Source organism: Peribacillus sp. P4_C12, assembly GCF_056402095.1.
In genome coordinates this window covers 1-6,916 of the sequence record NZ_JBFUIB010000181.1, presented here as the reverse complement: position 1 = coordinate 6,916, position 6,916 = coordinate 1, and the positions used below count along the sequence as shown (strand labels likewise).

10 protein-coding genes are annotated in these 6,916 nt (G+C 35.8%); 9 read left to right on the top strand and 1 reads right to left on the bottom strand.

Features of this window, described 5'->3' with window-relative positions:
- The 7 genes from tatA to AC1DUW_RS17885 form a co-directional block, all read left to right on the top strand.
- Positions 1–183, top strand: a 183-nt coding sequence (gene tatA / locus AC1DUW_RS17915; RefSeq protein ID WP_477643108.1) for a twin-arginine translocase TatA/TatE family subunit, incomplete at its 5' end; no start/stop codon positions are given.
- Positions 184–268: 85 nt separating this feature from the next.
- Positions 269–1,021, top strand: coding sequence for a twin-arginine translocase subunit TatC (gene tatC / locus AC1DUW_RS17910; RefSeq protein WP_477643107.1), 753 nt, complete (start codon positions 269–271; stop codon positions 1,019–1,021).
- Positions 1,022–1,103: 82 nt separating this feature from the next.
- Positions 1,104–1,421, top strand: coding sequence for a DUF2535 family protein (locus AC1DUW_RS17905; RefSeq protein WP_321175405.1), 318 nt, complete (start codon positions 1,104–1,106; stop codon positions 1,419–1,421).
- A 224-nt stretch (positions 1,422–1,645) separates the two neighbouring features.
- A complete protein-coding gene (locus AC1DUW_RS17900) occupies positions 1,646–2,488 on the top strand; it encodes a DegV family protein (RefSeq protein WP_053346621.1) in 843 nt (280 codons plus the stop codon).
- 164 nt (positions 2,489–2,652) lie between these two features.
- Positions 2,653–3,243 carry an SCO family protein gene (locus tag AC1DUW_RS17895; protein ID WP_053346620.1) on the top strand — a complete coding sequence of 197 codons (591 nt, stop codon included), beginning with the start codon at positions 2,653–2,655 and terminating at the stop codon, positions 3,241–3,243.
- A gap of 298 nt (positions 3,244–3,541) precedes the next feature.
- Positions 3,542–4,384: an SGNH/GDSL hydrolase family protein gene (locus AC1DUW_RS17890; RefSeq protein WP_477643106.1), complete on the top strand. Its 843-nt coding sequence runs from the start codon at positions 3,542–3,544 to the stop codon at positions 4,382–4,384.
- On the top strand, positions 4,381–4,965 hold the full coding sequence (locus AC1DUW_RS17885) for a YpmS family protein (RefSeq protein ID WP_053346618.1): 585 nt from the start codon (positions 4,381–4,383) through the stop codon (positions 4,963–4,965). Before AC1DUW_RS17890 ends, AC1DUW_RS17885 begins: the two co-directional genes overlap by 4 nt.
- A 61-nt stretch (positions 4,966–5,026) precedes the next feature.
- Here the strand turns inward: AC1DUW_RS17885 and AC1DUW_RS17880 are convergent, their stop codons facing one another.
- On the bottom strand, positions 5,027–5,770 hold the full coding sequence (locus AC1DUW_RS17880; RefSeq protein ID WP_477643105.1) for a DUF4397 domain-containing protein: 744 nt from the start codon (positions 5,768–5,770) through the stop codon (positions 5,027–5,029).
- A 242-nt stretch (positions 5,771–6,012) separates the two neighbouring features.
- Here AC1DUW_RS17880 and msrA point away from each other — a divergent pair, with 242 nt between their 5' ends.
- Entirely contained in the window at positions 6,013–6,504 is a 492-nt protein-coding gene (msrA, locus tag AC1DUW_RS17875; RefSeq protein WP_477643109.1) for a peptide-methionine (S)-S-oxide reductase MsrA, read from the top strand.
- The coding region (gene msrB, locus AC1DUW_RS17870; RefSeq protein ID WP_477643104.1) for a peptide-methionine (R)-S-oxide reductase MsrB at positions 6,494–6,916 on the top strand (423 nt) is incomplete at its 3' end. The genes msrA and msrB, both read left to right, overlap by 11 nt.

The window sequence follows — 6,916 nt, the reverse complement described above, 5'->3', positions numbered from 1 at the left end:
ATTGGAGTACCTGGTCTAATTCTCATCTTAATATTAGCATTAATTATTTTCGGTCCGAAGAAACTTCCCGAGATAGGTCGTGCTTTTGGACAAACACTGCGTGAATTTAAAAAATCTACGAGTGAATTAACAAAAGGTGATTATGAAGAAGAAAAGAAAACACAACAAAAAAATCATGAATAATTAAATGCTGGGCGTAAGATGGTACCGTCTTGCGCCTTTATGCTGAAACAAAGATACGGATTTTCAGATGAAGGCGTGATCAACTTTGGAAGATAAAGAATTAAATATCATCGATCATCTCGATGAATTGAGAAAACGGCTTATCATTACGGCTGTTGCTTTTTTCATCTTTTTTATCGTTAGTTTTATTTATGTTAAAGATATCTATAATTGGTTTGTGAAGGATCTTGATTTCGACTTAATGGTATTAGGACCGAGTGATATTATCTGGATTTACTTTATGCTTTCAGGAGTTGTAGCCATTGCCGCAACGATTCCGATAATTGCTCTGCAAATCTGGTTATTTGTTAAACCGGCTTTGATGCCAAATGAAGTAAGAGCCACRCTTGCATATATACCTGCTCTCTTCATACTTTTTATCGGAGGACTTGCTTTTGGTTATTTTGTCATCTTCCCAACCATTCTTCAATTTTTGATTGAATTGGGCGATGATATGTTCATAACCAATTTTACAGCGGATAAGTATTTTTCATTCGTCTTGAATATGACGCTTCCTTTTGCTGTTTTATTTGAGCTCCCTGTAGTTACCATGTTTTTGACCTCAATTGGTGTAATTAACCCATACGTGCTTCAAAAATTAAGGAAGTATGCTTATTTTGTACTTGTGGTTATAGCGGTTTGTATTACGCCACCTGATTTTATGTCAGACTTTTTGGTTATGGTTCCTCTATTGTTATTATATGAAATCAGTATTTCACTATCTAAAATAGTGTATAAACGTAAGGTGAAGCGAGAAAGTTTACTTGAAGAAACCTTTAATAACGAGGAAGATTTATAAAAAAATGACCCATGAAGGCATTATGCCCTTGTGGGTCATTTTGTAATTTAAAAAATGCTGGGGCTTGTCAGTTTTTATACATATGAATATTTATACTTTTGGGTTTATTGTGTATAATATAAGCAATCGGTTAAAAATGAGGATTGATAATTTGATGTTCAAATGCTTGGAATTCAAAGATTGTTTTGGACATAAGGTCACAATTTCAGAAATTCCTGTTTTATTGCCTAGTGATCCGAATTTTTTTATGTTGACCGTGCGTTTGGAAGTGTTTGTAAAACGAGTTTTTGATAATAAAGATCATAAAGAAAATTACTCATTTAAGCATTATTTAGCATCAGTACTTAAACGGCCTGTTTATCACAAGATTTTTTATGAGAATTTACTTAATAATGCGTAATGTGGACTGTTCCATAGCTAACTTCTCCTATAAAAGAGATGCCTCTAATTCCATGTAATATCGAATAAGCGGCGTGTGGTTAGTTGGTTATGGGATAGTCTTTTTTTTGTGTAATCATTTAGAATTAAATGTATTCTTTAACATAGAAAATGAATAGTTTAGTTTGAATGCGTTCTTTGAGTAGGTATAATACAATAGATATGTTAATTTAGGGATGTGTAATGATGAATAAAGTAAAGATAGTAACAGACTCAACAGTAGATATGACACCAGAAGAACTAGAATATTATGATATAACAATGGTTCCTCTATCAATCTATATTGATGGAGAGACTTTTTTGGATAAGGTTGAAATAGAACAGGAAGAATTCTTGATAAGAATGAATCTGTCTAAAGAACTTCCAAAAAGCTCTCAACCAGCAGTAGGAACCTTTGTGGAGGTATATGATGAACTTGGGAAAGACGGTAGTGAGATTATTTCTATTCATATGACTGGTGGTATGAGTGGCACAGTCCGCTCAGCGGAGAGCGCGGCTAGTATGTCTGATTCAAAAGTTACCGTTTTAGACTCTAAATTCATTTCAAAGGCCATGTCATTTCAGGTTATTGAGGCAGCAAAAATGGCGAAAGAAGGTAAATCTTCTGAAGAGATAATTGAACGCCTAGAAAACATTAAAAAGCAGTCAAGTTTAATCATTGTTATTGAAACTCTTGATAACCTTGTGAAGGGTGGAAGAATTGGTAAAGTTTCTGCGTTTATCGGTTCCCTATTGCACATCAAGCCGATTGCTCTTCTTGACGATGGTGTACTGAATCCTGTGTCCAAGGCTAGAAGCCAGTCACAGGTTGTGAAATATATTGTCAAGAAATTCAAGGAAGATACACACGGAAAAACAATTAAAAGCATTGGGTTTGTTCATGCAAACGGTTTTGAAATTGCGGATAAAGTTCGCAAATCCATATCAGAATTATCAGGTTTTCACGATATAAAGATAGAGGCAACTACTGCTGTAGTCAGTACCCATACAGGTGAAGGCGCCATGGCTATTATGTATTATTGGGACTGATTTCTAATAGAAAAGCAGTTACCGAAGTTATGTGTATGATTTGAGCTATTTCATTGTTCAATAAATTGTCTTTAGTTTGTAGAAAGAGTTACTTTTCTCACACCACTTGGTCTGGTAGAATAAATGAAGTAACAGAATATTTTATACAGAAGGACGGGGTAGGGATGAGAATGCTGCATTTGCTTAAGGCAGCTATAGGCACAACGGTATTATTGCTGTTAACAGCATGCGGTTCAAGCGGAGTACCTGATGCGAAAAACTGGGACCTTGAAAATTTCAGTTACATAGATCAGGAAGGGGAACCCTTTTCAAAAAGTGACCTTAAAGGAAAGGTTTGGGTCACGGACTTTATCTTTACAAGTTGTGAGGATGTATGTCTGCCAATGACTTCAAATATGTCTAAACTTCAAAAAATGTTGAAGGACGAAGGCATCTCAGATGTAGAGTTTGTTTCCTTTTCAGTGGATCCAGAGATTGACAAACCCGATGTATTAAAAAAGTTTGGTGACCAATTTAATGTGGACTATACTAATTGGCACTTCCTAACTGGTTATGGTCAAGAAGAGATCGAGCAATTTGCATTAGACAACTTTAAAACACTTGTTAAGAAGCCTGAAAAAGAGGACCAGGTTATCCACGGGACTAGCTTTTTTCTAGTGGATCAGGATGGGAAGATTATTCAAGAATACACAGGTTTGCAGGATATTCCATTTGATGAAATCATCAAGCATATTAAAATTTTACAGAATTATTGAACAGGTTAAATTACCTGTTCTTTCTGTTTTTATAGTTTTAAAATAAAATTAAAGGGAAAAGTCCATTATCCTATAGTCAAATAGTTGTAAATCGTTTATGAACGAAACAGCAGAAGTGAAGAATGATTTTACATGCTAAGTACATGCTAAAATTTATAGGACTAGCTTTTAATCCCTGCTTTTTTTCATAGTATATAGTAACTATTGCTTTAGCAAGGAGTAGGATAGAAAGAGGGTATATTGTTTGCAATCTTTCGTTTTCTACATGATATAATATATGGGTAGGAAGGTGAGGATCATGTGGTACAAAATCACCTGTCTTTTCATATGCCTAGTTTGGATTTCAGGTTGCAGTCAAAGTGAAACTGTTTCAAATCAGTCATCAGTTCAGCAAAAGAGCGTCATTGAACTGAGTGAAAAGGAAACCATTCCAGCCAGCTTTTTTCCGGATCCTGTTCAAATTGTTTCCATCGGTGATTCCTTGACCCAAGGTGTCGGGGATAGCAAAGATAATGGCGGCTATCTGCCTTATTTACAAAATAAGCTTGAAAAAGAACCATCCATTATTTCTGTAGAGATGATTAATCATGGCATTCGGGGAAATCGGACCGATCAACTTTTAAAAAGATTGGATAAGGCAGAAATTCAAGAAGACATTGAACAAGCCGACTCCATAGTTGTCACAATCGGTGGAAATGATATCATGAAGGTATTTAAACAGAATTTTTCCAACTTGGAACTGAATCAGTTTGATTCAGCAAAAATAGGATATGAAAAAAGATTAAGACAGATACTTGATAAGGTGCGCTCTGAAAATGATCACGCCCAGATTTACCTTGTGGGTGTATATAATCCATTTTCAAAATGGTTTGCCGATTTTTATGAACTTGATATGATCATGAATGATTGGAATGAAAGCGGGAAAGAGATTATCAAGGAATATGATTCAGCTTATTTTATCGAGATAGATGATATTTTTAAAAACTCTGAAGAAGACTTGCTGTATGCTGAGGATTATTTTCATCCGAATGATCGCGGGTATGAGCTAATTGCAACAAGAATCTATAATAACATGGAAATTACCACTATTGGAAWGGACACGTTAGAAGCTAGTGCCAAAGGAGATGATGACCAAGAATGACAAAAGTCAAATGGAAGGCTTTGTTTATTTCTTTATTAGCCCTAAACATCCTGGTCATCCTGTTCGTCCTGATTTTAGTTAATCTTCCGGCTAAAGATAAAGAGCTGATACCAAAAGTAAGTTACGAAGAGGATATACAATTTCAGATTCATACGAATCGGGAAGACCTGACTCGATTAATCAACCAGTATCTTGATAAAGAAGGATTGACAGGATCTATTCATTATGAAGTTTTTTTAACGGATGAAGTCGAGCTGTATGGAACAATGCCATTTTTTAATCGTGAAGTTGAAATGAAATTAACGTTTGAACCAATTGCTCAAAAGAATGGTGATTTGATCTTAAAGCAAAAATCTGTTGCTGTTGGACAGATGAATCTTCCGGTTTCATATGTCATGAGTTTAATAAACGATCGGTATAATATGCCGGAGTGGGTCAGTATTCGCCCTAACGACGAAAGTATTTATGTATCACTGCAGGATATGGAACTTAAAAGCGATATTAGAGTAAAGGCAAAAGAATTTGATTTGAAAAATGATGATATTTCATTTTTATTGACCATCCCGTCTTCGCTGCAGTGAATAAAGAATAAATGGGTAAAAAACCAGGATCAAGGTATCCTGGTTTTTTACCCATTTATGTTTATGGAGTTAATGTAAGTGTTTCTAATGCAGGTTGATCTTGATTCAATCCGATTATATAAATAGTTGATGAGGTATCTGCATGAAAATCTGTGTTAGGTAATGAAAGTGCAACATCTTTTGTACCAGCGGTTCTCACTTCAAAATCAACTTTCATAGGGTATAGATTTAAATATTCGCTTACTTTACGAAACGGAAGGTTTGCAAACACGACATCTCCATCTTTTACGGCAATATCGACTGAAGGTGTATCATATGATAGATGGATAAATCGTACCTTGGCTTCATTTTGAGGAACATATGGATTATCTTCTAAAGTTAACATTTTCAACGAGTCATTTGCCCCAGCGGCAGCGACTGTAAATGATTTTCCACTTTCGAGCGCGACCTTCCGGCTCAATATGGTTGAAGTGGTTTGCCCAGTAGGGTATATATCAATTTGATACATTCCAGGTGGTAATGATAAATAACCACTGTTACCTTTATATACAAAATTCTTGAGAATGCGCATTTCATTTACATATACATCGATAGCTGGAGCCTTTGGGGCAGCGTGTAAAATTCTTACATATGAGGGTGCTACTGCATTTCTTTGTTCATATCTCATGGGTTGTGTTGCTTTTTCGAGACTTTTTAAGTGCTTATGATAATAATAATCATGCAGATGTGGATTGCTGTATTTATAGTAAGAGGATAGTAAATCATAAGCTACGGCTTTTTGTAAAAATGATTGTTTATCGCTCAAATTCCTTCACCTCTCATTTTATTCATTATGAACCCATCATATGGAAGTATGCTTGGGCATGTGTCAAACCTAACTTGAAGTGGTGAGACAGCATATATTAATAATTTTGAACGGCAAAATATTTTACAGGGCAAAATAAAAGCGTTAAAATGCATTCAATGGAACGTTTGCATAAAAGGAGGATATTTCATTTGACTAAGCAATTAGAGAAAGCAACATTCGCAGGCGGCTGTTTCTGGTGTATGGTAAAGCCATTCGATGAGCAGCCTGGTATCGAATCCGTTATCTCAGGCTATACAGGGGGTACAAAGGAAAATCCTACTTACAAAGAGGTTTGTTCAGAAACCACGGGACATTATGAGGCTGTTCAGATTACTTTTGATCCGAGTGTATATCCTTATGAAAAATTAATAGAATTGTTTTGGCAGCAAATTGACCCAACTGATCCAGGAGGACAATTTTATGACCGTGGCAGTTCCTATCAAACGGCGATTTTTTATCATGACGAAAATCAACGTAAAATTGCTGAAGCTTCTAAAGTAAAACTGCAGGAGAGCGGCAAATTTACCAAAGCAATTGTTACTCCGATTATTCCTGCCCAAACGTTTTATCAGGCTGAGACGTATCACCAGCATTATTATAAAAAGCAACCTGAGCATTACGAAAGGTATTCGATTGGGTCAGGACGTAAATCATTTTTACAACATCATTGGGGGGAAAAAGATGAACAGTAAAGAAGAATTAAAGCAGAAGCTTTCACCAATTCAATATGAAGTTACTCAAAATAATGGGACAGAACCAGCTTTTCATAATGAATATTGGAACTTGAAGGAAGCAGGACTATATGTGGACGTCGTTTCTGGCAACCCACTTTTTACTTCAAAGGAAAAGTTTGATTCTGGCTGTGGATGGCCAAGCTTCACAAAACCGCTAGTGGAAGAAGAAGTGGTAGAAAATCTAGATACTAGCTACGGTATGAGAAGGATTGAAGTGCGCTCAAAAACAGCCGATTCTCATCTTGGTCATGTTTTCAATGATGGACCCGGACCATCTGGGTTACGTTATTGCATCAATTCTGCCTCGTTAAAGTTCATTCCGGTCCAAAATCTTGAAAAAGAAGGATACGGGGAATACAAGAAGCTGTTT

Coding starts and splice junctions, on each gene's coding strand:
- AC1DUW_RS17905 (WP_321175405.1), top strand. CDS start 1,104: ATGAATATTTATACTTTTGGGTTTATTGTGTATAATATAAGCAATCGG.
- AC1DUW_RS17900 (WP_053346621.1), top strand. CDS start 1,646: ATGAATAAAGTAAAGATAGTAACAGACTCAACAGTAGATATGACACCA.
- AC1DUW_RS17895 (WP_053346620.1), top strand. CDS start 2,653: ATGAGAATGCTGCATTTGCTTAAGGCAGCTATAGGCACAACGGTATTA.
- AC1DUW_RS17885 (WP_053346618.1), top strand. CDS start 4,381: ATGACAAAAGTCAAATGGAAGGCTTTGTTTATTTCTTTATTAGCCCTA.
- msrA (WP_477643109.1), top strand. CDS start 6,013: ATGGTAAAGCCATTCGATGAGCAGCCTGGTATCGAATCCGTTATCTCA.